The organism is Luteolibacter ambystomatis (genome assembly GCF_018137965.1).
Lineage (GTDB): Bacteria > Verrucomicrobiota > Verrucomicrobiia > Verrucomicrobiales > Akkermansiaceae > Luteolibacter > Luteolibacter ambystomatis.
The window spans coordinates 3,763,286-3,785,251 of record NZ_CP073100.1 but is presented as its reverse complement, the minus strand read 5'-3'; the positions used below and the strand labels follow the sequence as shown (position 1 = coordinate 3,785,251).

Genomic DNA, 21,966 nt, shown 5'->3' with positions numbered 1-21,966 from the left:
GGATGCTCGACAGCAAGGGGTGGTTCCGCCGTAAAATGAACCATGTTTCGTTTTCTTTTTCCCAGCCTTCTGGCCACCGCCTGCGCTGGAGCCGTGACGGTCTGGCAGCCGGTCGTGGACCCTGCCATTACCGTCCCGGGCACCCGTCCGGACGGGGCATTGTTCTTCAGCAGCTACGGGCAGCCGTCGAATTTCGGCGGCGAGATCGGATTCACTCCGGCGAGGCCTGCGCGGATCACCGCCAAGGACGGGGCGCTGGTGATTGCCAAAGGGAGTTCCGCGGAAGGGCTGTGGGCTTCGCTTGCCGGTCCTGCGGGCGAGAGTGATCGCACTTTTGACGCCGGAGATCTGCTGGGAATCGGCGGGCTGCCTGCGAGCCGGGTGCCGGTGACCGCCGTGGCGGTGGACGTGAAAGGCAAGGGCAAGCTCCGCGTCCAGATCGGGGATGTGAAGCGTGTGCCATTGTGGAGCGGAGAACTGACCGTGGACTCCACCGAGAGCACAAGGCTACGGTTGCCATTCGACGCCAAGCTCGCGGCGAAGGCCAAGTTCCTCTCCTTCACAGTGCCTCCCGAAACGGAGATTACGCTGCGACGCATGGGCTTTGAGGCGGAAAAGCCGGACATCGAGCCCGCCGACTGGCTGTTCCGGATCTCCCTTGGCAAACTCCGGCGCTGCCTTGATCCGCAGAGCGGCCTGACCGCGGCCCGCGCTCACACGGGCAAGGGGCGCTTCCTCGCGCTTCCCGGCTCCGGCATGAATGCGCTCGCGACCGCCATCGCGGCGAAGCAAGGCCTGATCGATCCGAAGCAGGCTGCGGATGAGGTGCGGGTCACTGCCCGCACGCTGCTTGCCATCAATCAATCCCATGGCTTCCTGCCCCACTTCGCCAATCGCGAGCCGGACGGGCGGGTGGAGCGTTCCGAAAAGACCGAATACAGTTCCGTCGATACCGCGCTCACCTTGCAGGGTCTGTTGCTTGCCGCCGACGTATTGGAACTGAACGACACCGCGGAGGCGGTGAGGCAGCGCATCCGCTCGATCGATTGGTCCGGAATGATCGATGAGAAGGGCTTCCCTCATCACGGCTACTCGTCATCCACCGGCCAGGTATTGAGTGGAGCCTATCGCGGATGGGGTGGTGAGCAGGCGCTGACCGTGTTGCTGGAAGGCATGGCTCGTGGTGACAAGGCGCAGGGCAAGCTGGCCACCAATGGGAAGATCTATCGTGGCGTGGGCTTCATCGCGGAGATCCAGAGCCTGTTTCATCCTGATTTCGATCGTCCGGAAGCGGATCGTCTCAGTGGCATCTCGTGGCCTGAGACACGCCGCAGGCTGGCGAATGACCAGGCCGGGTATTTCACCAAGAGGAAGCCCGAGTGCCCTGCCTCCAAGCTGGGGTTGTGGGGCCTCTCCGCTGGAGAAGGCGGCATGCCGGGTGCCGCTTACGCGGCGAACGGTTGCGATTTGCCCGACCTGACCTGGATCCACCCGCACTATCCGGTGATGGCCTGCATGAGTGATCCGGCCCGCTTGGAGCAGGTGATCGGCGCGTTTGAAAAAGCAGGCCTCCTGTTCCCGCGCGGATTGCCGGAAACGGTGTCGATTGACGGGGTTCGCTACAATCCAATGCAGTGTTCTCTGAATGCGTCTTTCGAAACCTTGGCCGCCTATCATGCCTGGAAGCGTCCGTCCGGACAGGATGTGGTGGATCAGGCGAGTCTCGCCGACCCCCTGATCCGCATGGGAATGCGCCGGTTTTATACGCAGGCACCTTGAAAATTGCGCGTGGAAATCAAACAGCCGCCTTGATTTCCCGTCCATCCAAACGACAAAGTGATACCACCTGTTCGGGTTGGAACGCTTTTCATGGTTGCCTCCGCCCCCTGCAAACGGACAAGGTTTGGATACGGTTAGGTTCACATGGACGAACGTTACGAAATACGCGGAAAAATCGGCCAAGGTGGGATCGGTGCGGTGTACCGCGCGTTCGACCAGCGTATGAACCGCGAGGTGGCGATCAAGCGCATCATTCCCGAAGGGGGTGATGCCGAGCATCAGGACGAAGCCACAAAACAGCTCACCAAGGAAGCCGGGGCGCTTGCCGCGTTGCAGCATCCGCACATCGTCACCGTCTATGACGTGGGAGCCGATGAGGATGGCCCCTATGTGGTGATGGAGATGCTCACCGGCAAGTCCTTGGACGAGCTGGTGGAGAAGGCTCCCCTGACCTTCAGCGATTTCCGCGAGGTGGCGGTCCAGACCCAGGAGGCCCTGATCGCCGCGCAGGACCTGCACATCGTCCACCGTGACATCAAGCCGGGCAATCTGATGCTCACTTGGCTGCCGTCCGGCAAGTTCCAGGTGAAGATCGTGGACTTCGGTCTGGCCAAGTTCACGCCGAAGCCGTCGAAGCAAACGCTCGACCAGCAGGATGCGGTTTACGGTTCGATTTTCTTCATGGCACCCGAGCAGTTCGAGCGCGGCCTCGTCGATGGCCGCACCGACCTCTACGCCATGGGCTGCGTCTATTACTTCGCCCTGACTGGCAAGTATCCCTTCGATGGCGAAACCGGCCCACAGGTGATGGGTTCCCATCTGAGCCATCTGGTGAAGCCCATCGGTGAGGTCCGTCCGGACCTGCCGCAGTGGGTGCGGGACTGGGTGATGTGGCACATCAACCGCCAGCCCTCCGATCGTCCCTCGGATGCCCGCGAGGCGCTCCAGGTTTTCCTCCGCAATGATGGCGCGAATGTCACCATGCCGGCCCGGGCTGCGGCGCCTCCGCCCACCCGCCGTCCGGGTCTGGCCACCGGCCCGGTACAGACCTCGGTGACCACCCAGTCCGCGCCGCAGTCCTTGCAGCCGCCGGATGGTTCGCGACCCAGCGTTCATACCACCTCCCATGTCCCCACCATTGCGGTGGCGACCTCCCAGGTTCATACGCGCCCTGCGGCGGCTCCCGCGCCTCGTCCTCCGAAGAAGCCGATGAGCACCAACGCCAAGATCGCGATTTCCGTGATCCTGACGATTGCCGCGCTGGTCGTCGGCTGGATCGTGATGCAGAAGGGAGCGGCGGCGAAGAAGGCCCAGGCCCTGCAGTCCTTGATCGATACCGCCGCCGATCCTCTGGCGAAGGAGCTGCCGGTCAGTGCCAGCCAGCTCAAGTCGTTGTTGGAATCGCTGAAGATTCCGCGCAAGCTGGAGCAGTACACCCCCACGATGCGCGCCATCCGTCTGGCGAAGGCCACGGATGCCACCAACGTGGATTTGAAGATCGCGGAGTTCATCACCACGACATCGCTGGACAAGGACGTCCGCCAGTTGTTCTTCCGTGATGTGGTGAGGTACCGCAACAAGCGCGATGGCGTTCCGATCCTCATCCAGTACGCGAAGGCCACGGATGAAGCGAGTTCCGCGACGGAAGCGCTCGACGCGATCCGGGGTGTTGCCAATGACGATGATTTCCAATCGTTGCTCGAAGCCGTGGCTGGAGCCCGGTCTCCGCAGGTGCGCCAGAGTGCCGCGAAGGTCGCCAGCGACGTGGCCCGCCGCAGTACGAACCGCGCGGGGCTCCGTGGTCAGGTGGAACAAGCCCTCAACGGAGGTGTCAGCGATGAAGTCCGCGGCTTGCTGCTGGGGATCAAGACCGACGCGAACGATTGAGGAACGTCAGGGGGTGTAAACCGTCACCGGTCCTACACCCGAGCCCTGCACACGGCGGAGTTTTTCGACCGCCTTGAGTACGGCTTCGGCTGCCTGCATCGCCTCCTCGAGGGTATTGAGCCGGGAGAAGCCGAGGCGCAGACTGCTCTTCGCCTTGGCATCATTGAAGCCCATCGCCTTCTGCACGTGGGATGGCTGCTGTTTGCCGGTCATGCAGGCTGAGCCGGCCGAGCAGGCGATGCCCATGTCATCGAGCAGGATCAGCAAGCCAGCGGCCTCGCAGCGCTCGAAGGACACATGGCTGGTGCCCGGCAGACGATGATCCGGATCGCCGTTGATCTCACAGCCGGTGATGGTCTCCAACAGTTTCGCCTCGAAGGCATCGCGCATTGTGCGGATCGACTGATCGCCGGAATCCAGAAGTTGTTTTGCGAGTTCAGCCGCTTTCCCAAAGCCTACGATACCCGCCGTATTTTCGGTGCCGCTGCGGCGGCCGGATTCCTGGCCACCACCGCGCAGCAGTGGTTCGAAACGGCAGCCGCTGCGCACGTAGAGCGCGCCGACTCCCTTCGGCCCGTGGAACTTGTGCGCACTGAGGGAGAGGAAATCGACGGGCGTCTCCCGGACATCCACCGGGATCTTGCCGACGGCCTGGATGGCATCGGTGTGAAAGGCGAGGCCGTGTTCCTTGGCGATGGCGCAGGCTTCCGCGAGTGGTTGGATCACGCCGGTTTCATTGTTCGCCCACATGATCGAGGCGAAGCCGCCACCGTCCTTTGCCGAGGCACAGGCAGCACGCAGCGCATCGAGATCGAGTCGGCCGAGGCTGTTCACGCCGATGCGGTCCAGCCGGTAACCGACTTCCTCGAAGGTTTCGCACGGTTTCAGCACGGCGCTGTGCTCGATCGCGCTGGTGATCGCGCGGCCCGATTTCCGGCCGACCAGACGGGCCAGCCATTTGAGCGCGGTGTTGGTGCTCTCGGTGCCGCCACTGGTGAAGACGATCTCATCGGGCTGTGCGCCGATCAATGCCGCCACCTGTTCGCGCGCGGTATCGATCGCCTGACGCGCGGCCTTCGCCCCGCGGTAGGAGGCGTTCGGATTGTGGAAGCCGCCCGTCAGCCACGGCATCATGGCCTCCAGCACCTCCGGCAGCAGGGGGGTCGTCGCGTTGGCGTCGAGATAGATCACACGGGGAGCTTACGGCCGGGAGCGCGCATTTCCAGCCTCGTTCGGCACCATCCGGTTCTTCCCGGAAAGGGTAGGTTCTGCTAGCGGTGGGAATCCGCCATGCCTCGCCTCGTTGCCCTTCTCCGCGCCATCAATGTGGGTGGCCGTACCGTGAAGATGGATGCCTTGAAGAAAATCTTCGAGGCGGATGGCTTCAAGAATGTCGCGACCTTCATCGCCAGCGGCAATGTGCTGTTTGATTCGAAGGCGAAGCCGGAGGGCTTGGAGCGGCGTATCGAGGCGCTGCTGCAAAAGGAGCTAGGCTATCGCGTGGACACCTTCATCCGCTCGGTCCCGGAATTGGCGGAAGTCGCGAAAACCAATCCCTTTCCGGATACGGAGGGTGGCACCACGCATGTGGGGTTCACCGCGGAGCCTTTCGACAAGGCGGCGGTGGAGAAGGTGATGGCGCTGAAGACCGATATCGACAGCTTCCACATCGAAGGCAGTGATCTCTACTGGCACTGCTCGATCCGCAGCAGCGATTCGAAGTTCTCCAATGCTGTGTTGGAAAAGTTGCTGAAGCGGCCAGCCACCTTCCGGAACATCAAGACCGTGCGCCAGTTGGCAGCCATCCAGCCCTAAGGGGTACCGAAACCCGGTTGAAGCTCCTTCGTCCCAACGGGACGAAGAAGGTTTCGGCACATCCTCTGAGGGACCGCCTCGAATAGCACCGCCGCTGCGTGGAATTATACATTCGTTTGACTTTTTTGGACGATCGTTTAATTCGTGATTTCACGATGCAAGCGGAACTGTTTCCACACCCGCCCGGCAAGGGTGAGCAGGCCCGACGGCGGCTATTGCTCTCCGCCTTGGAGAAGATCGGGGAAAAGGGCTACGAGAATGCCTCCGTCCGCGAGATCGCGGACGCGGCGGGGCAGAATCTGGCGGCGATCTCCTACTACTTCGGTAGCAAGGAGAAGCTGTACGCGGAGGTGCTGGACGGGATTGGCGCGTTCCTGCGCTCGCTGATCGGCCCGCTGGCCGAAGAGAGCCGTAGGAAGCTCGAAGAAGGCGCCCTCAATCCCGCCGGGGCGGTTGCGGTACTGAAGCAGGTCCTCGGGCTGCTGCTGGGCAAGCAACTCGGTGCCTCCGAGTTCGACAAGATCCGCTTGGTGATGATGCGCGAGCAGGCGGCACCCAGCGAATCCTTCGACATCCTTTACCAGAACAGCCTCAAGCCGCTGCACCAGACTTTCTGCCGCCTGCTGGCGGTGGCGACCGGTGAGGAACCGGAATCCACGAACGTGATCCTCCGCGCCCACGCGATCTTCGGGCAGGTGCTGGTCTTCACCATCTGCCGTTCGACCATCCTGCGCCGTTTGGAGATCGATCATTTCGAGCCGCAGCACGTTTCCACCATCGCCGCCATCATCGAACAACACCTCGACCGGCTCTGCGGTCCCGGTCCTTTCCCGAGTCCCTTGTCATGAAAAAGATCATCCCTGTGATCCTGCTGCTCGCCGCGATCGGCGGCGGCCTTTGGTACTACTTTGATCGTATCAAGCCCGCACACGAACCGCTGCAACTGCACGGGAATGTGGACATCCGCGGAGTCGATCTTGGATTCCGCGTCAGCGGCCGGGTCGTCGAAGTCCTCAAGGACGAGGGCGATGTGGTGAAGGCCGGGGACATTCTCGCCCGCATCGACCAGGAACCCTATCAGCGCGCTTTGGAACAGGCGAAGGCCGCGCTTGCTTCCGCGGAAGCGCAGGCACGCTTGAAGAAAGCCGGTTACCGTCCCGAGGAAATCGAGCAGGCGCGTGCGACCCTCGCCCAGAACCGGGTGGCCGCGGACAACGCCGAGCGTGCTTACAGACGCCAGGCCGATCTGGTGAAACAAAGCAGCGTTTCCAAGCAGGACTATGAGAACGCCGAGGCGGCCCGCAACGAGGCCATCCAACGCGTCCGTCTTGCCGAGGCGAATCTGAACCAACTGGAAGCCGGATACCGGCAGGAGGAGATCGATGCCGCCAATGCCGCCGTTGATCAGGCCAAGGCAACGGTTGGCACCGCGCAAATCCAACTGGCTGATACGGTGCTGAAATCGCCTTCCGACGCCGTGCTCATCACCCGTGCGGTGGAGTCCGGCGCGATCGTCCAGGCAGGAGCCACCGTGCTCTCGCTATCGTTGGAAAAGCCGGTGTGGGTCCGCGCTTATGTTTCGGAGCCGGATCTTGGCAAGTTCCCGCCCGGCACGAAGGTGGAACTCTTCACGGATGGCAAGCCGGACCATGCTTATAAAGGTACGGTTGGTTTCGTCGCGCCATCGGCTGAGTTCACGCCGAAATCGGTGGAGACGAAGGAACTCCGCACCTCGCTGGTCTATCGCATGCGGGTGGTGGTGGAGGATTCGGATGGCTCGTTGCGCCAAGGCATGCCGGTGACGCTCCGTCTGTCCAATATTCCGGAGAAGTAATGTCCGAGGTCGTGGTCAGCTTCGAGGGATTGGTGAAAACCTTTCCCGGCATGGCGGCTCCCGCATTGGATGCTGTCTCCGGTGAGATCCGTACCGGTGTGATCACCGGCCTCGCGGGTCCGGATGGCGCGGGCAAGACCACCTTGCTGCGCCTGATCGCCGGATTGCTCGAACCCAAGGCGGGCAGTGTGAGGACGCTCGGCTGCGATCCGATCGAAGACGCGGCGGAGATCCGTGGCCGTGTCGGCTACATGCCACAGAAGTTCGGTCTCTATGAGGATCTCACGGTGATCGAGAATCTCACGCTGCAGGCGGATCTGCGCAATGTGATCGGAGCGGAACGCGAGGAGGCGTTCGAGCGCCTGTTGACCTTCACCGACCTGAAGCGTTTCACCAAACGCTTCGCGGGCAAACTCTCCGGCGGCATGAAGCAGAAACTCGGTCTGGCCTGCGCGTTGTTGGGCAAGCCGGATCTGCTGTTGCTCGATGAACCCGGTGTGGGTGTCGATCCGATTTCCCGCAAGGAACTGTGGAGCATGGTTGAGGACCTCGTGAACCAGGGCATCGCGGTGGTATGGAGCACGGCGTATCTGGACGAGGCGGAACTGTGCGGAACCACGCTGGTGTTGAACGAAGGGAAGATGCTCTTCAGCGGCACACCGCGTGAAATCGCGGAACCGCTGGCGGGCCGCTGCTTCCATCTGAAGAATCTCCATGAAGGCAAGCGCCGTCTGCTCACCAAAGCCCTATCCCGACCGGAGGTCACGGATGGCACGATCCAAGGGCACAATTTGCGTCTGACTTTCCAAAAGGGATCACAACCATTCGATCCCCGGGAAATTGGCGCGGGCTCGGAAGCGGAATGGGCACCGGTGAAACCGCGCTTCGAGGATGCCTTCATCGACCTGCTCGGTGGAGGTCCGGAGGGCGAATCGATTCTGGCCAAGCACACGCGGGAGATTCCGCGCGATGGCAGCACGGTCATCGAGGCGGCGAACCTCACCAAGCAGTTCGGCGATTTCAAAGCCACCAATGATGTCACATTCCAGGTCGAACGTGGAGAGATTTACGGTCTTCTCGGTCCGAACGGTGCGGGCAAATCGACCACCTTCAAAATGATGTGCGGCCTGTTGGTGCCGACCAACGGCACGGCGAAAGTCGTCGGCTTGGATCTGCGTCACAGTGCGGGCAAGGCGCGGCAGAAGCTCGGTTACATGGCGCAGAAGTTCTCGCTCTATGGCAGCATCACCGTCGCGCAGAACCTTGCCTTCTTCTCCGGCATCTACGGGCTTTCCGGAAAGCAGCAGCAGGAGCGTATTGCGGACATGGTGGAGATCTTCCACCTGAAACCGTTCCTCAATGCCCGCACGGAATCGCTCTCGCTCGGCTACAAGCAGCGTCTCGCACTGGCGTGCTCGGTGATGCATGAGCCGGATATCCTGTTTCTCGATGAACCGACTTCGGGCGTCGATCCGGTGACGCGCCGCGAGTTCTGGACCCACATCAACGGGCTGGTGGAGCGCGGCGTGACGGTCATGGTCACCACCCACTTCATGGATGAGGCGGAGTATTGCGATCGCATCGGACTCGTATTCCGCGGCCAGCTCATCGCCAATGGCACGCCGGATGAATTGAAAGCCAGTGTGGCCAGCGAGGATGATCCCGATCCCTCGATGGAGGATGCCTTCATCCGCCTCGTCACCGGAAAGGAGGAGACATGAACGTGCTCTCGTTCCGACGTCTGCGTGCGCTGTGCTGGAAGGAAACGCTCCAGATCTTCCGCGATCCCAGTAGTAATCTCATCGCCTTCGTGTTGCCGGTCGTCATGCTTTTCATCTTCGGCTATGGCATCAACCTTGATGTGCCGAAGCTGCGCATCGGGGTACTGAATGAGGCGACCGGTGTGGAGGCCAGTGGCTTCGATTCCGCGATGATGGCCTCGCCTTCGCTCGATGTGCGGCACTACCGGTCGCGTGATGCCATGAGCCGGGACATGACGGATTCCCGGATCCGCGGTTTCGTGGTGATCCCGCAGGATTTTTCGCGCCGCCTTCAGAGCCGTTCGGACACCGCGCCGGTGCAGGTGGTGGCGGATGGCTCGGAGCCGAACACGGCGCAGTTCGTCACCTCCATCGTGAGCGGCGTGTGGCAGACGTGGCTGCGGCAGAACGCCGCGGATCATGGACGGGAGGTGCCCGAGCAGGTCAGCCTGGAGCCGCGCTATTGGTTCAATCCTTCCGCGGAGAGCCGGAACTTTCTCATCCCGGGATCGATCACGGTCATCATGACGGTGATCGGCGCGCTGCTGACCTCGCTGGTGGTGGCGCGTGAATGGGAGCGCGGCACGATGGAGGCGTTGCTCGCTTCCCCGGTGACACGCACGGAGCTGCTGCTGAGCAAGATCATTCCCTACTACGTGCTCGGCATGGTTTCGCTGCTGTTGTGCGTGGCGGCTTCGCGATGGGTGCTGCACGTGCCGTTCCGTGGATCGCTGCTGGCCTTGTTCGTGGTCGGCTCGTTTTTCCTGCTGAGTGTGCTGGGCATTGGTCTCGCAATTTCGACCGGCACGCGCAACCAGTTCAATGCCGCGCAAGCCGCGCTGAATGCTGCGTTCCTCCCGGCGATGATGCTCTCCGGCTTTATCTACGAGATCGCCAGCATGCCGGTGTTCCTGCGCGGCGTGACGCATCTCATTCCCGCGCGTTACTTCGTGTCATCCATTCAGACCCTGTTCCAGGCGGGCACGCGCTGGAGCCTGCTGTTGCCGGACATCGGGATGCTGATCCTTTCCTCGATCTTCTTTATCGGGCTGACCGCGAGACTGACCCGGCGTCGCATGGAGTGAACTACGGCCATGAACTTCTTCCACCGCATCCATGCCCTTGTGCTCAAGGAACTCCAATCGATCCTTGGGAATCCCTCGAGCCGCGCCCTGCTGCTGATGCCGGTGTTGCTCCAAACGCTGCTGTTCCCTTTCGCCGCTACCCTGGATGTGACGAACGCCTCGATCGCGATCTACAACCGCGACTCCGGTGTTCCCGCGACGGAGCTGGTGCAGCGGTTCGCGAAATCCACCGCCTTCACGAATGTGATCCCTGTCACCAGCCAGCAACAGATGACGGAGGAGATCGAGACCCGTGAAGCCTTGCTCGCCGTGAGCATCCCGGAGGATTTCTCGCGTGATCTTGCGGCGGGTAAGGGGCCACAGGTCCAAGTATTGCTGGACGGACGTCGCTCGAATAGCGCGCAGATCGCTTTCGGTTACTTGCAAGGCATCGTGGAGGGCTTCACTAAGGATCGAATGGCTGCAACCGGACAGGTTCAACCGTCCGAAGTGGTGAGTCGTTATTGGTTCAACGAGAACCTGGTCTACCGGAACTTCACGCTGCCGAATCTGGTGGCCGTCATCACCACCATCGGCGCGCTGGTGCTAACCGCGCTCTCGGTCGCGCGAGAACGCGAACAGGGCACCTTCGACCAGTTGCTCGTATCACCGCTCACCCCGGAGATGATCATGATCGGGAAAGCCGTGCCCGCGATGATCGTGGCGTTCTTCCAAGCGACCATCATCCTCTGTGCTGCGGTATTCGCGTATCACGTGCCGTTCCGTGGCAGCCTGTTGCTTCTTTATGTGGGGATGTTTTTCTACGCGTTGTCTCTAGTGGGCGTCGGCCTGTTCATCTCCTCGCTGTGCAGCACGCAGCAGCAGGCCTTCCTCGGAGCGTTCTCCTTCATGATGCCGGCGATGATGCTCTCGGGCTTTGCCGCACCAGTGGAGAACATGCCGCACTGGCTCCAGATCGCCACCTGGCCGAACCCGGTGCGCCACTTCGTGGAAATCGTGAAGGGCGTGTTCCTGAAGGACGCGTCTGTGGAGCGCGTGTGGTCGCTGATCCTGCCGCTGATCATCATCGGCTTCGGCACGATGACCCTCGCTGCAATCATGTTCCGGCGGAAGTCGGCGTGATCCTGGAAAGGAGTTGTTTGCTGTAGTCGGAGCGCGGACTGAAGTCCGCGCTCCGACTACAGCGAATGGCAGCCAAAGAAAAAGCCGGTGGGTTTCCCCACCGGCTTTTTCGTGATGATGATCTGAAGCGGAGGCTTACTTGCCCCAGCGCTCGAGCAGGGTCTTCGCCATGTCGCTCGGGGTCTCGGCGACGGCGATGCCGCACTCGGCGAGGATGCGCTTCTTGGCCTGCGCGGTGTCTTCCTCACCGCCGACGATCGCACCGGCGTGGCCCATGCGGCGTCCCGGAGGTGCGGTGGCACCGGCGATGAAACCGGCGATCGGCTTTTTGCAGTTCTCCTTGGCCCAGCGGGCGGCGTCGACTTCGGCCGAGCCACCGATTTCGCCGATCATGATGATGGCTTCGGTTTCCGGGTCGTTGTTGAACATCTCGAGCACGTCGAGGTGGTTGGTGCCGTTGATCGGGTCACCACCGATGCCGACGCAGGTGCTCTGGCCGTAGCCGAGCTGCGTGAGCTGCCATACGGCCTCATAGGTGAGGGTGCCGGAGCGGGAAACCACGCCCACATTGCCGCGCTTGTGGATGTAGCCCGGAGCGATGCCGATGCGGCAGCCGCCGTGCGATTTCTCGCCACGGCCCGGGGTCACGAGACCGGGGCAGTTCGGGCCGATGAGGCGGGACTTGGAGCCACGCAGGGCGTCCTTCACGCGCATCATGTCCATCACCGGAATGCCTTCGGTGATACAGACGATGAGTTCCACGCCGGCGTCGGCGGCTTCGAGGATGGCATCGGCGGCGAATGGCGGCGGCACGAAGATGGCGGACGCGGTCGCGCCGGTTTCATTCACGGCCTGCGAGACGGTGTCGAAGATCGGCACGACGTCCTCGAACTTCTGGCCGCCCTTGCCCGGCGTCACGCCGGCCACGAGCTTGGTGCCGTAGGCGAGCGAGAGCGACGCGTGGCGCGCGCCGAAGCTGCCGGTGATCCCCTGGACAAGGAGCTTGGTGTTTTCGTCAACGAGAATGGACATGGGAAAAGTGGGTTGAAGGATTCAGTGGTTCAGCAGGAGCACTCGGGATGATTCGGCTTCTTCTGATGAAGCGCGATGGTGTTCCCGGAGGGATCGGCGATCAGGGCGAGGCGGCAGACGGGGAATTCCTGGACCGGGAGGACGATGGTCACGCCCTGCTGGTCCAGGTTCGCCACGGCGGCATCGAGGTCCTCCACTTCGAAGCAGAGGCCGCCGCCGTTCGGGCTGGGCTGCCATTGGTCATTGGCCTGGGTGATCGCGAGGGTATGGCCGCCCGTGATGGAATACTCCACCCAGCCGACGACGCCCTCGTGTTCAAAGACCATGCCTTCCGGCAGTCCGAGGATTTCACCGTAGAACTTCCGGGCTGCGGACATATCCGTGGCCGGGTAGCCGGTGAAGGCCGCTTCCTTGATTCCGATTCCGCTCATGGCTTGCCGGAAGGTTCGATTTCAGCTGACCGCGGCGACGATCTTCTGCGCACCATCCGCCATGGTATCGGCGGAGACGATGTTCAGGCCGCTGGCGGCGAGGGTTTCCTTGCCCTTCTCGACGTTGTTGCCTTCGAGGCGGACAACGAGCGGGATGGGAAGGCCGGTTTCTTTCGCCGCGGCGATCACGCCCTCGGCGATGACGTTGCAGTCCATGATGCCGCCGAAGATGTTGATCAGAATGCCCTTCACGTTCGGGTCGGCCAGGATGATCTTGAAGGCCGCGGTGACCTGCTCTTTGGAAGCGCCGCCACCCACGTCGAGGAAGTTGGCCGGTTCGCCGCCGTAGTGCTTGATGATGTCCATGGTGGCCATCGCGAGGCCCGCGCCGTTCACGAGGCAGGCGATGTTGCCATCGAGGCCGATGTAGTTGAGCTCATACTCGGAAGCGGCGACCTCGCGCGGGTCTTCCTCTTCCTTGTCGCGCATGGCGACGATGTCCGGGTGGCGGTAGAGCGCGTTGTCGTCGAAGCCGAACTTGGCATCGAGGGCCAGCACGCGGCCATCCGGGGTGGTGACCAGCGGGTTGATCTCCACCATCGCACAGTCGCAGGAGATGAAGAGCTTGTAGAGATTGGAAAGGAGCTTCGCGAACTGCTTGGCATTGTCACCGGTCAGGCCGAGCGCGGCGGTCAGCTTGCGCGTTTCGTAGGGCTGGAGACCGAGCACCGGGTGGATGAACTGGCGGACGATCTTCTCCGGGGTATTGTGGGCCACGTCCTCGATGCTCATGCCACCTTCGGTGGAGACCACGATGACCGGGCGGGAGGTGGCGCGGTCCATGAGGATCGCGAGGTAGTATTCGTGGGTGATGTCCACGGCCTCGGCCACCATCACCTTGCGGACCACGCGGCCGGCCTCGCCGGTCTGCACGGTCACGAGCGTTTCATTGAGCATCTTCTCCGCGAACTCGGCGGCCTGCTCCGGCGACTCGATGAGGTGGACGCCACCCTTGAAGCCATTCTTGAAATGGCCCTTGCCGCGGCCACCGGCATGCACCTGGGCCTTGATGACAAGCTGGGCGCCTGCGAATTCCCGGGCGGCGGCCGCCGCTTCTTCGGGAGTGGATGCCACCCGGCCCTTGGGGCTGGGAACCTGGAAACGGTCGAAAAGTTCTTTCGCCTGGTACTCGTGGATGTTCATGGCTTTCGGGAATCGGCGCGACGCTAGGGGACCAGCCCGACGGGTCAAGGAAAAGGGACCCCGGAAAAGGGCGCTTGTCGGGAATAGTCCGGAGATCCGTAGAAACTGACAAAGTCCGTCTCAGACGAGGAGATGAGGTTTCCGGCAGCTCCCTTTCATGAAAATCATGTGAAAAATGCTGTCATTCCAGCATTTGGGTTGACTGCCGTCGTTGGCTAACAGCAGCGTCCGCGCGACATGAAGTTCAAATTGTTTGTTTGTCTCCCCTGCGTCCTTTTCACAAGCTGTGCGACCATCGTCAGCAAGTCCCACTGGCCGGTTACTTTCAACAGCAATCCGTCTGGAGCCGAGCTGGTGATCAAAAAGGAAAACGGTGAAACGGTTCACCGCGGAGTGACCCCCACCACCTTGACCCTGCCCTCCTCTTTTGGCTACTTCCGACCGGCTGCCTATGTGGTGGAAGTATCCAAGAAGGGATATCCGAAACAGACTCTGCATATCGCGGCCAACATGAATGGATGGTATATGGGTAATCTTATCCTTCCGGGCGGCCTGATCGGCATGCTGGCGGTCGACCCCTCCTCGGGCGCGATGTGGAGGTTGGACGAATCCGTCACCGCGAATCTTTCGCCCCTTGCCTCCCTCGACAATGGCCATGGGCAGAAGCTCCACATCGTCGACCGCAACACGTTGCCGGCCGAAGTCCAGCAGAAGCTTGTAGCCCTCAACTGACATGCACCGCTTGATCAACTTGCCACTGGTGTTCGCCGCCACGGCGTTGGTCGTGTCCTGTGGGCCACGTCCTCAAGCCATCACCTCGACCCCGCAGGCGAAAGGGTTGCGGGTGAATGAATTCACATGGGGTGATGGGATCCTGTTGAAAAAATACTCGTTCCCGAAAGCAGTTTATCAGCCGGAGAAGGAGGACAAGGATGCCTTTTACTACTATCCGCAGAACGCGCAGGTGCGCGTTTTTGACTCGGGTCTCCGCTATGGAGCCACCGCTGGAATCCGGTGGGAGAAGAAGAAAGTGCAGCCGGATCAGATTTTCGTGAAGGCGGGTCCGGGTATGGCGGTTTTTGGCAAGAAGGACATCCCGGTAACACCGATCAACTGATCGGATGCTGTTTGTTTTTTAGTCCTCCGGTGGTCCGCCGCCGGAGGATTTTTTATGGGGAGGTGTCGTGGTTCACGACGCTGGAAACCTCGCCGTCCGCAAAGCGGGTGAGGATCATGCTTCCCTTCACCACCGTTGTGGCGGAGCGGATGAGATGCCCTTGTTCATCAAGGGTAATGGTGAATCCTCTCTGGAACGCGGAATCCGGGCCGAGGGTTCGGAGCAGCCCCGCCACGTGGGCGAGCCGCCGTTGGCGGGTTTCGATGCCTTCGCTCACCAGCCGGAGGAGTTGCTTGCCGAGTACGGCGACACGTTCGGTCCGGCGTTCCAGCACCTTTGCCGGGTGATGGGCGCGGTGGTTGGCACGGGCTTCGGCGAAGCTCGCTGCCTTCGCATCCAATGTTGCGGCGACAACACGGTCGAGTCGCGCGCGCAGGGAATCGACCCGCTGGCTGGGCTCGCGCAGCAGGCGTTCGCCGCCACGCTGGAGAGGACCGCGCTTGAGAGCATCCAGTGCGCGGGTGGCGGTCAGGAGCCGTTCCAAGACCTGACGGTTCATGCGGCGGCCCATCTGGGTGAGTCGTGCGATGAGCTCCGCACCATCCGGGACGGCGAGTTCGGCGGCGGCACTGGGAGTGGGCGCGCGCAGGTCCGCCACGAAATCGGCGATGGTGAAATCGATCTCATGGCCGACTGCCGAAATGATCGGAATCACAGAGGCGGCGATGGCGCGGGCCACGATTTCCTCATTGAAGCACCATAGGTCCTCGATCGAGCCGCCACCGCGACCCACGATCAGCACATCGCAGCGCGGAATGCCATGTTGCTCCGGGTTCGCCATGCGCTCGATGGCGCGGGCGATTTCAAACTCCGCGCCCTTGCCCTGGACGCGGACGGGCATCAGCACCGGCTGCACCCATGGCGCGCGGCGTTCGATGACGTTGAGAATATCGCGGATTGCCGCGCCGGTGTCGGAGGTCACGATGCCGACGAGGCGTGGAAACTTCGGCAGCGGCTTCTTGCGCTCCGCATCGAAGAGGCCCTCGGCGTGGAGCTTCCGCTTCAAGGCCTCGAAGCGGGCCTGGAGATCGCCGAGTCCGGCTCGCTCCGCCTTCTGGACGATGATCTGGAGCTGGCCGCGGGCTTCATAGACGCTGGCCTCCGCGAACACGCGGACCTTGGCTCCGTCTTCCAAGGCTTCATGGCCCTGGCGCTTCCGTGCGCCGAACATCGCGCACTGGATCTGCGCGCCCTCGTCCTTCAGCGAGAAGTACCAATGGCCGCTGGCCTGTTTTTTGAGATTGGAAACCTCGCCCTCGATCCACAGCTCGCCGACCTGGACTTCGATGACGTTCTTGATGCGCCGCAGCAACTGCGTGACCGAAAGCGCCTTCGGCTCCGCAGGTTTCGGTTTGGCAAACAAGTCGTCCACGGCGGGAGGATGCGGCCGGGCTGCCACGCGGGCAAAGAAAAAGGCGCGGATCGCGCCGCGCCTTGTTCCATGAACCATTGCTCTTTTGCCTCCCTCATTTCCTTCAGATGGATTCGGTTGAGTCGTTTGTAGCGATCGAATGGAACCCGATACCAGTCGCGTTCACCGAAGATTCGGAGGATTTTGCGATGCCCTCCCTGACAATCGATGATTCGTTCGATTTCGCTGAGACGGGATTCCACCTCAGGCAACAGGACAACCTGATGGGTCACCATGTAAGGCGCCTTTTTTGAAACCAGATATTCGGGATGGCGGAAGCGGATGAATCCACCCCAACTGATCTTTTTTAGTTCCGCGAAATACCCGGGTGTATTCAACGGGATGCGCCGGTGGGTTTCGAAATAGACTCTCAGGCCCTGCCGGACATGGAGGCGCTTGAATTCTTTCAGGGAGAACTTCCGGGGACCGTGCCCCGGATCATCCCTTCTCCTCAGGATGCGGTCATAGTGCGTGAAGTCACTCCACCTAGACCATTCGCGATTCTGGATCAGAGGAAGGACCTCATGGAGTTTGGAGGCATCAGAGCGCCTCATGGCTTCTGGAGTCCACTCGAGCCAGCGGATCCACCCCCGTGGGTAGGGAGTTTCAAGGGGGACAAGAGGGGTGTCATGTTTGAGCCGCCACAAACGGCGGCTTTCGAGCTCGAGGGCGCGCAAGCGTTTCTCGGCCGCGTATTTCGGATCTCGGTGGGGGTTCATGGGATAAGGGGAGTGGTGGATTCAAAGGAGCCCGCGTGCGGAATGCTGGCATGGTCTGAAGATTCGGATCGATCGGAGTTCATGAGGAAAAAGGGCGCGATATGTGCGCGCGAAAAACCCGTAAGGAGAGCGAAGCGGAATGGCACATACCACCGCACCGCGGCTGCAAACGTGCAGCCGGACATACACTTCGGGATTTTCCAGACACAGGCCCGCTGGCTCCCGGATGAGGGAACGACGGCGGACAAGACTGGGGGATCAGTGACGCATGAAGGAACGAACACCTTATCTCTCCGGCGTATCCGGTCAATCGCGGAGACACGCTTGTGTGTGGAAACCACTCACTTGTTCGGAATCGGGCAACCCGTTAGACGGGAGACGTGCTGGAAGTGCACATGATTTTGTGGAGCCGCTTGGAGGCCTTCCCCTTGGATGAGCCGGATGCGGGCCATCCTTTCTCCGCCCGCCTCGCGAAGGAGCAGGGCTGGACCCACGCCGAGACTGCACGGGTGCTTCGCGAATACAAGCGCTTCCTTTTTCTCGCGGCGGTTGCGGGTCATCCGGTGTCCCCCTCGGAGCCGGTGGATCATGCCTGGCATCTGCACCTGCTCTACACCCGCAGCTACTGGCAGCGGTTGTGCAGGGAGGTGCTGGCATTCGATCTTCATCACGAGCCGTCTCAGGGCGGCCGGGACGAGCGGATGAAGTTCCACGACTGGTACTCCCGCACGCTGGAAAGCTACCGTTTTCATTTCGACGAAGATCCCCCGGCCGATCTGTGGCCGGCACCCGGTGCGAAGAAGTCCGGTGGCAGCGGGGCGCGTTGGTTCGAGCCCGCGCGCTTCTGGCTGGTGCCGAAGTTCTGGCCGTTCCGGCGTGGCGGGCATTCGCCTTTTGCATGACAACACTGACAACGACCCTGAACCCCGCCTCGATTCCGATCTTCGATTGGAATGGCCCGGCGTTCCTTGTGTTCTACCTCGCGGCCTTCGTCGGCGCGATGATCTGGACCAGCCAGCGATCCGAGCGGTTGGCCAAACGGTTCGAAGGCGCACCGAATCCGCGCACGCTGACCGATCCCTTCGACATCGCCTTTCTGGCAGGTGGTGCGCCGCGTGTCACCCAACTCGCGGTGGCGCGGTTGCTGAAGCTGGACCTGATCGTCTGGAGGAAGCGGTGGACCGGAGAATATCTGGCCGCTACAGGCAAGCCGACGCGCGAATCCCTGCATCCGGTGGAATCCGCACTCCTGACGCGGGTGCTCGGACGCAGGGAGATCGGCGTGGCTGAGGCTTGTGATTGCTGCCGGATGCGGGCGGAGGAGATTGAAACCCGCCTCGCCGCCGCAGGCTTGCGACCGACCGCGAAGGAGAAATCGCGCACAGGCTGGCAGGCGGTGAGGCCGCTGCTGCTGTTGATGGCGGTGGGCGGCATCAAGCTGGCCATCGGAATCTGCCGGGACAAACCGGTGGTGTTCCTGGCGGTGGGGCTCTTCTTCACCTTCATCGTCACGATGGCGATGATGCAGACCCTGCTGAACCGTGCCGGGATTTTGACGAAGGCCGGACGCGAGATGCTGGCGGGGCTTCGCGCGGAGCGGGCGACAGCTTCGCGGGAAAGCGGGTTCATGCCCGATTTGCCGCTTTGGTCGATGGGGATCGCTCTGGTGGGCGCGTATGCCATCACCGGGATCGCGGATGCGGATACGATCGCGAACTCCCTCAACCGCCATCTCTCGCGGCCGACCAACGGTGGCGACACCTCCGGCGGATCCAGCTGCGGCACCAGTGGATGCAGCAGCGGCTGCGGCAGCGGTTGCGGAGGAGGGGGCTGTGGTGGTTGCGGCGGCGGGGGCGATTGAAACCCCGCGCCGCCGCTTCCGACCCAACTTCACGCTTCCTGTTTCTTGCCCGCCACCAGCGAGGCCACCACGCCTGTTGCCAGGATGGCGAGGATCACACCCAGGATCGTGAAGTTGAAGGATTCACCGAGCAGTTCCTTGAGCCACTTCGCCGCGAGCATCTTGCCGCCGACCACCAGCAGCACCATCGACAGAGCGGGCTTGAGGAACACGAACTTGGCGATCATGCCCGCCAGCGCGAAATAGAGGGAACGAAGGCCGAGAATGGCGAAGACGTTGCTGGTGAACACCAGGAACGGATCGGCCGTGATTGCGAAGATGGCGGGGATCGAGTCGACGGCGAAGATCACATCGGTGAACTCCACCAGCACCAGCGCCACGGCCAGCGGGGTGAGCAGGCGTTTGCCCTTGGGAGCCGCCGCCACCACCGGATCTTCCACGATCGGGCCACCGGACACCGCGGGTTCCTCCGAGGTCTTCTCACCGGCGGTGACGATGAAATGCTGGCCGTGATAGTCACGGGTCACCGGGAAGAATTTCCGCAGCCAGCGCACCAGCGGATTGTTCTCCGGATGCTCTTCCTTGTCCTTCATCACCAGCATCTTGATGGCGGTGAAGATCAGGAAAGCGCCGAAGATGTAGAGCACCCAGTGGAAGTTCGCGACGAGTGCGGAGCCCACGCCGATCATCAGGCCGCGCAGCAGCAGCGCGCCGAGGATGCCCCAGAACAGCACGCGGTGCTGGTACTTCGCGGGCACGGCGAGCGAGCCGAAGATCATCGCGATGACGAAGATGTTGTCCACGCTCAGCGACTTTTCCACCACGTAGCCGGTGAGGTATTTCGTGGCGGCAAGCTTGCCGCTATTGATCACGCCGTCCACCGCGTCGACCGCCATGCCGAGGCCGAACCAGTGGCGGTCATAGGCGAAATAGACCACGCTGGAGAACGCCAGTCCGAGGGTGATCCACACCGCCGACCAGCCCAGCGACTCCTTGAACCCCACCACGTGGGACTTGCGGTGGAACACGCCGAGGTCGAGTGCCAGCATCAGCAGCACGAATCCAATGAAAATAAGCCAAGCCCAGATCATCAAGACAGCATGGCGGCATCCGGGGAGCCGGACGATTGGAAACAGCCCCGGGCTTTCCACCCGTGCGGCTGCAAGCCTGAAACGAGCGGGACGCTGCCGCCGTATCCGCAGTCTCATGAATTGCATCCATTTCCTGCTTCCGTTCGTCGTGACGGGGATCGCCGCCGCTGCTCCGGCTCCCCGCGAGACGGCCATTTGTGTCTATGGCGGGACCTCGGGTGCGGTGGTGGCCGCGGTGCAGGCGAAGAAATCGGGAAAGGACGTGATTCTTTTGTCGCCGGACAAGCACCTCGGCGGCCTCACCAGTGGCGGGCTCGGGTGGACGGATTTGGGGGACGAGCGGATTCTCGGCGGCCTGAGCCTCTCATTTTATCAGAAGGTTTATGACCACTACTCGCAGGAAGCCGCGTGGGACCTCCAGGCGCGGGCGAAGTATGGCAATGCCGGCCAAGGCACGAAGGCGATGAATGACATCCGCCGCACGATGTCGGTCTTCGAGCCGAAGGTGGCGGAGGCGGTGTTCAATGCATGGATCGAGGAGAACCACGTGCCGGTGATCCACGCGCGGCTGGATCGCTCTGCCTCGGGGTTGGTGAAGGAAGGCGGGCGCATCACCTCGATCCGCACCGAGGACGGGCAGACGATCCGTGCGAAGGTGTTCATCGATGCGACCTATGAAGGCGACCTGATGGCGCTGGCGGGCGTGTCCTATACGGTCGGGCGCGAGCCGAACAGCCGGTATCAGGAAACGCTCAATGGCATCCAGACTGCGCGTGCTACCGGCAACCAGTTGCCGAAAGGGATCGATCCGTATGTGAAGCCCGGCGATGCCGCGAGTGGACTGCTGCCCGGCGTGCGCGAGGGAGCAGGTGGTGCCGATGGCAGCGGTGACAAGCGGGTGCAGGCCTATTGCTACCGTATGTGTCTGACCAATCATGCGCCGAACCGCGTGATGGTGAAGAAGCCGGAGGGCTACAATGAAGCCGACTATGAACTGGTGTTCCGCGCCATCGAGGCGGGCCAGACGAAGGGCTTCTTCAAGCTCGATCCGCTGCCGAATCATAAGACCGACTCGAACAACTCCGGTGGCATCTCGACCGACCTTCTAACGACCGCGGATGATGCCTATCCGGATGGCGACTATGCTACGCGCGAACGGATCGCGAAGCAGCATGAGAACTGGCAGCGTGGCTTGGTGTGGACCTTGCAGAACCATCCGCGCGTTTCGGAAGCGATCCGCAAGGCGTATGCCGCTTGGGGTCTGCCCAGGGATGAGTTTGTCGACACCGGGCATTGGCCGCATGCACTCTACGTCCGCGAGGCCCGGCGCATGACCAGCGACTTCGTGATGACCCAGGCGACGGTCACGCATTCGGAAGGCCTCGAGCGATCCGTAGGGATGGGTGCCTATGGCATGGACTCGCACAACATGCAGCGGCATGTGGGTGGCGATGGCTTCGTGCGCAATGAAGGCGATGTGCAGGTGAAGGTGCCGCGTCCCTACCGCATCGACTACGGCGCGATCGTGCCGAAGAAAACGGAGTGCCCGAACCTGCTGGTGACGTTCTGCGTTTCCGCTTCGCACATCGCCTTCGGCTCGATCCGCATGGAACCGGTGTTCATGGCCTTGTCACAGAGCGCGGCAACGGCAGCTTCGCTGGCCATCGACGGCAATACGGCGGTGCAGGATGTGCCGTATGGGAAGCTCAAGGAGCAGCTGCTCAAGGACGGGCAGAAGCTGACGCTGGAGTGAGCTGAC

The 21,966-nt window shown here is 62.0% G+C and carries 19 protein-coding genes; 13 read left to right on the top strand and 6 right to left on the bottom strand.

What is annotated here, in order from left to right; translation table 11 throughout:
* Positions 1 to 42 precede the first annotated feature (42 nt).
* Both KBB96_RS14465 and KBB96_RS14460 read left to right on the top strand, forming a co-directional pair.
* A complete protein-coding gene (locus tag KBB96_RS14465; RefSeq protein ID WP_211630156.1) occupies positions 43 to 1,779 on the top strand; it encodes a hypothetical protein in 1,737 nt (578 codons plus the stop codon).
* Positions 1,780 to 1,923: 144 nt separating this feature from the next.
* Entirely contained in the window at positions 1,924 to 3,666 is a 1,743-nt protein-coding gene (locus KBB96_RS14460) for a serine/threonine-protein kinase (protein WP_211630155.1), read from the top strand.
* A 6-nt stretch (positions 3,667 to 3,672) separates the two neighbouring features.
* Here KBB96_RS14460 and KBB96_RS14455 read toward each other — a convergent pair whose 3' ends face one another.
* Positions 3,673 to 4,857, bottom strand: a complete 1,185-nt coding sequence (locus KBB96_RS14455; RefSeq protein ID WP_211630154.1) for a cysteine desulfurase family protein — start codon at positions 4,855 to 4,857, stop codon at positions 3,673 to 3,675.
* 99 nt (positions 4,858 to 4,956) lie between these two features.
* Between KBB96_RS14455 and KBB96_RS14450 the strand changes: the two genes are divergently transcribed.
* From KBB96_RS14450 to KBB96_RS14425, 6 genes are all read left to right on the top strand, one after another.
* Positions 4,957 to 5,481 (top strand): DUF1697 domain-containing protein, encoded by a 525-nt coding sequence (locus KBB96_RS14450; protein WP_211630153.1) that lies wholly within the window; start codon positions 4,957 to 4,959, stop codon positions 5,479 to 5,481.
* Positions 5,482 to 5,636: 155 nt separating this feature from the next.
* On the top strand, positions 5,637 to 6,329 hold the full coding sequence (locus KBB96_RS14445) for a CerR family C-terminal domain-containing protein (RefSeq protein ID WP_211630152.1): 693 nt from the start codon (positions 5,637 to 5,639) through the stop codon (positions 6,327 to 6,329).
* Complete coding sequence (gene hlyD / locus KBB96_RS14440) at positions 6,326 to 7,315, top strand: secretion protein HlyD (RefSeq protein WP_211630151.1); 990 nt, start codon at positions 6,326 to 6,328, stop codon at positions 7,313 to 7,315. Before KBB96_RS14445 ends, hlyD begins: the two co-directional genes overlap by 4 nt.
* The gene (locus KBB96_RS14435) at positions 7,315 to 9,036 is read left to right on the top strand and encodes an ATP-binding cassette domain-containing protein (RefSeq protein WP_211630150.1); all 1,722 of its coding nucleotides are present in this window, start codon (positions 7,315 to 7,317) and stop codon (positions 9,034 to 9,036) included. Before hlyD ends, KBB96_RS14435 begins: the two co-directional genes overlap by 1 nt.
* Complete coding sequence (locus tag KBB96_RS14430) at positions 9,033 to 10,160, top strand: ABC transporter permease (protein ID WP_211630149.1); 1,128 nt, start codon at positions 9,033 to 9,035, stop codon at positions 10,158 to 10,160. The genes KBB96_RS14435 and KBB96_RS14430 overlap by 4 nt, the downstream gene beginning before the upstream one ends.
* 9 nt (positions 10,161 to 10,169) lie before the next feature.
* Positions 10,170 to 11,282 carry an ABC transporter permease gene (locus KBB96_RS14425; RefSeq protein ID WP_211630148.1) on the top strand — a complete coding sequence of 371 codons (1,113 nt, stop codon included), beginning with the start codon at positions 10,170 to 10,172 and terminating at the stop codon, positions 11,280 to 11,282.
* A gap of 135 nt (positions 11,283 to 11,417) precedes the next feature.
* Here the strand turns inward: KBB96_RS14425 and sucD are convergent, their stop codons facing one another.
* Genes sucD through sucC form a run of 3 tightly spaced genes read right to left on the bottom strand, consistent with a single transcriptional unit; the run spans position 11,418 to position 13,948 of the window.
* Entirely contained in the window at positions 11,418 to 12,314 is an 897-nt protein-coding gene (sucD, locus tag KBB96_RS14420; protein ID WP_211630147.1) for a succinate--CoA ligase subunit alpha, read from the bottom strand.
* A gap of 29 nt (positions 12,315 to 12,343) precedes the next feature.
* On the bottom strand, positions 12,344 to 12,745 hold the full coding sequence (locus tag KBB96_RS14415; RefSeq protein WP_211630146.1) for a VOC family protein: 402 nt from the start codon (positions 12,743 to 12,745) through the stop codon (positions 12,344 to 12,346).
* Positions 12,746 to 12,766: 21 nt separating this feature from the next.
* A complete protein-coding gene (gene sucC, locus KBB96_RS14410; protein ID WP_211630145.1) occupies positions 12,767 to 13,948 on the bottom strand; it encodes an ADP-forming succinate--CoA ligase subunit beta in 1,182 nt (393 codons plus the stop codon).
* Between the two features lie 237 nt (positions 13,949 to 14,185).
* On the opposite strand from sucC, the gene KBB96_RS14405 reads away from it, so the two are divergent.
* Both KBB96_RS14405 and KBB96_RS14400 read left to right on the top strand, forming a co-directional pair.
* Positions 14,186 to 14,680, top strand: coding sequence for a hypothetical protein (locus KBB96_RS14405; protein ID WP_211630144.1), 495 nt, complete (start codon positions 14,186 to 14,188; stop codon positions 14,678 to 14,680).
* Position 14,681: 1 nt separating this feature from the next.
* Complete coding sequence (locus KBB96_RS14400) at positions 14,682 to 15,065, top strand: hypothetical protein (RefSeq protein WP_211630143.1); 384 nt, start codon at positions 14,682 to 14,684, stop codon at positions 15,063 to 15,065.
* Between the two features lie 52 nt (positions 15,066 to 15,117).
* On the opposite strand, the gene xseA is transcribed toward KBB96_RS14400, so the two are convergent.
* A complete protein-coding gene (gene xseA / locus KBB96_RS14395) occupies positions 15,118 to 16,497 on the bottom strand; it encodes an exodeoxyribonuclease VII large subunit (protein WP_211630142.1) in 1,380 nt (459 codons plus the stop codon).
* Between the two features lie 1,153 nt (positions 16,498 to 17,650).
* Between xseA and KBB96_RS14390 the strand changes: the two genes are divergently transcribed.
* Together KBB96_RS14390 and KBB96_RS14385 are read left to right on the top strand one after the other, a co-directional pair.
* Positions 17,651 to 18,157 (top strand): glycine-rich domain-containing protein, encoded by a 507-nt coding sequence (locus tag KBB96_RS14390; RefSeq protein ID WP_211630141.1) that lies wholly within the window; start codon positions 17,651 to 17,653, stop codon positions 18,155 to 18,157.
* Entirely contained in the window at positions 18,154 to 19,116 is a 963-nt protein-coding gene (locus tag KBB96_RS14385) for a TIGR04222 domain-containing membrane protein (RefSeq protein WP_211630140.1), read from the top strand. Before KBB96_RS14390 ends, KBB96_RS14385 begins: the two co-directional genes overlap by 4 nt.
* Positions 19,117 to 19,145: 29 nt before the next feature.
* On the opposite strand, the gene KBB96_RS14380 is transcribed toward KBB96_RS14385, so the two are convergent.
* Positions 19,146 to 20,207 (bottom strand): TerC family protein, encoded by a 1,062-nt coding sequence (locus KBB96_RS14380; RefSeq protein WP_211630139.1) that lies wholly within the window; start codon positions 20,205 to 20,207, stop codon positions 19,146 to 19,148.
* 115 nt (positions 20,208 to 20,322) lie between these two features.
* Between KBB96_RS14380 and KBB96_RS14375 the strand changes: the two genes are divergently transcribed.
* The gene (locus KBB96_RS14375; RefSeq protein ID WP_211630138.1) at positions 20,323 to 21,960 is read left to right on the top strand and encodes an FAD-dependent oxidoreductase; all 1,638 of its coding nucleotides are present in this window, start codon (positions 20,323 to 20,325) and stop codon (positions 21,958 to 21,960) included.
* The last annotated feature ends 6 nt before the right edge of the window (positions 21,961 to 21,966 follow it).

Bases quoted from the DNA above. Each gene is read 5' to 3' on its own strand.
- KBB96_RS14405 (WP_211630144.1), top strand. From the start codon at position 14,186: ATGAAGTTCAAATTGTTTGTTTGTCTCCCCTGCGTCCTTTTCACAAGC.
- KBB96_RS14400 (WP_211630143.1), top strand. From the start codon at position 14,682: ATGCACCGCTTGATCAACTTGCCACTGGTGTTCGCCGCCACGGCGTTG.
- sucC (WP_211630145.1), bottom strand. From the start codon at position 13,948: ATGAACATCCACGAGTACCAGGCGAAAGAACTTTTCGACCGTTTCCAG.
- KBB96_RS14425 (WP_211630148.1), top strand. From the start codon at position 10,170: ATGAACTTCTTCCACCGCATCCATGCCCTTGTGCTCAAGGAACTCCAA.
- KBB96_RS14430 (WP_211630149.1), top strand. From the start codon at position 9,033: ATGAACGTGCTCTCGTTCCGACGTCTGCGTGCGCTGTGCTGGAAGGAA.
- KBB96_RS14445 (WP_211630152.1), top strand. From the start codon at position 5,637: ATGCAAGCGGAACTGTTTCCACACCCGCCCGGCAAGGGTGAGCAGGCC.
- KBB96_RS14380 (WP_211630139.1), bottom strand. From the start codon at position 20,207: ATGATCTGGGCTTGGCTTATTTTCATTGGATTCGTGCTGCTGATGCTG.
- sucD (WP_211630147.1), bottom strand. From the start codon at position 12,314: ATGTCCATTCTCGTTGACGAAAACACCAAGCTCCTTGTCCAGGGGATC.
- KBB96_RS14390 (WP_211630141.1), top strand. From the start codon at position 17,651: ATGATTTTGTGGAGCCGCTTGGAGGCCTTCCCCTTGGATGAGCCGGAT.
- KBB96_RS14450 (WP_211630153.1), top strand. From the start codon at position 4,957: ATGCCTCGCCTCGTTGCCCTTCTCCGCGCCATCAATGTGGGTGGCCGT.
- KBB96_RS14415 (WP_211630146.1), bottom strand. From the start codon at position 12,745: ATGAGCGGAATCGGAATCAAGGAAGCGGCCTTCACCGGCTACCCGGCC.
- KBB96_RS14465 (WP_211630156.1), top strand. From the start codon at position 43: ATGTTTCGTTTTCTTTTTCCCAGCCTTCTGGCCACCGCCTGCGCTGGA.
- hlyD (WP_211630151.1), top strand. From the start codon at position 6,326: ATGAAAAAGATCATCCCTGTGATCCTGCTGCTCGCCGCGATCGGCGGC.
- KBB96_RS14385 (WP_211630140.1), top strand. From the start codon at position 18,154: ATGACAACACTGACAACGACCCTGAACCCCGCCTCGATTCCGATCTTC.
- KBB96_RS14375 (WP_211630138.1), top strand. From the start codon at position 20,323: ATGAATTGCATCCATTTCCTGCTTCCGTTCGTCGTGACGGGGATCGCC.
- KBB96_RS14460 (WP_211630155.1), top strand. From the start codon at position 1,924: ATGGACGAACGTTACGAAATACGCGGAAAAATCGGCCAAGGTGGGATC.
- KBB96_RS14435 (WP_211630150.1), top strand. From the start codon at position 7,315: ATGTCCGAGGTCGTGGTCAGCTTCGAGGGATTGGTGAAAACCTTTCCC.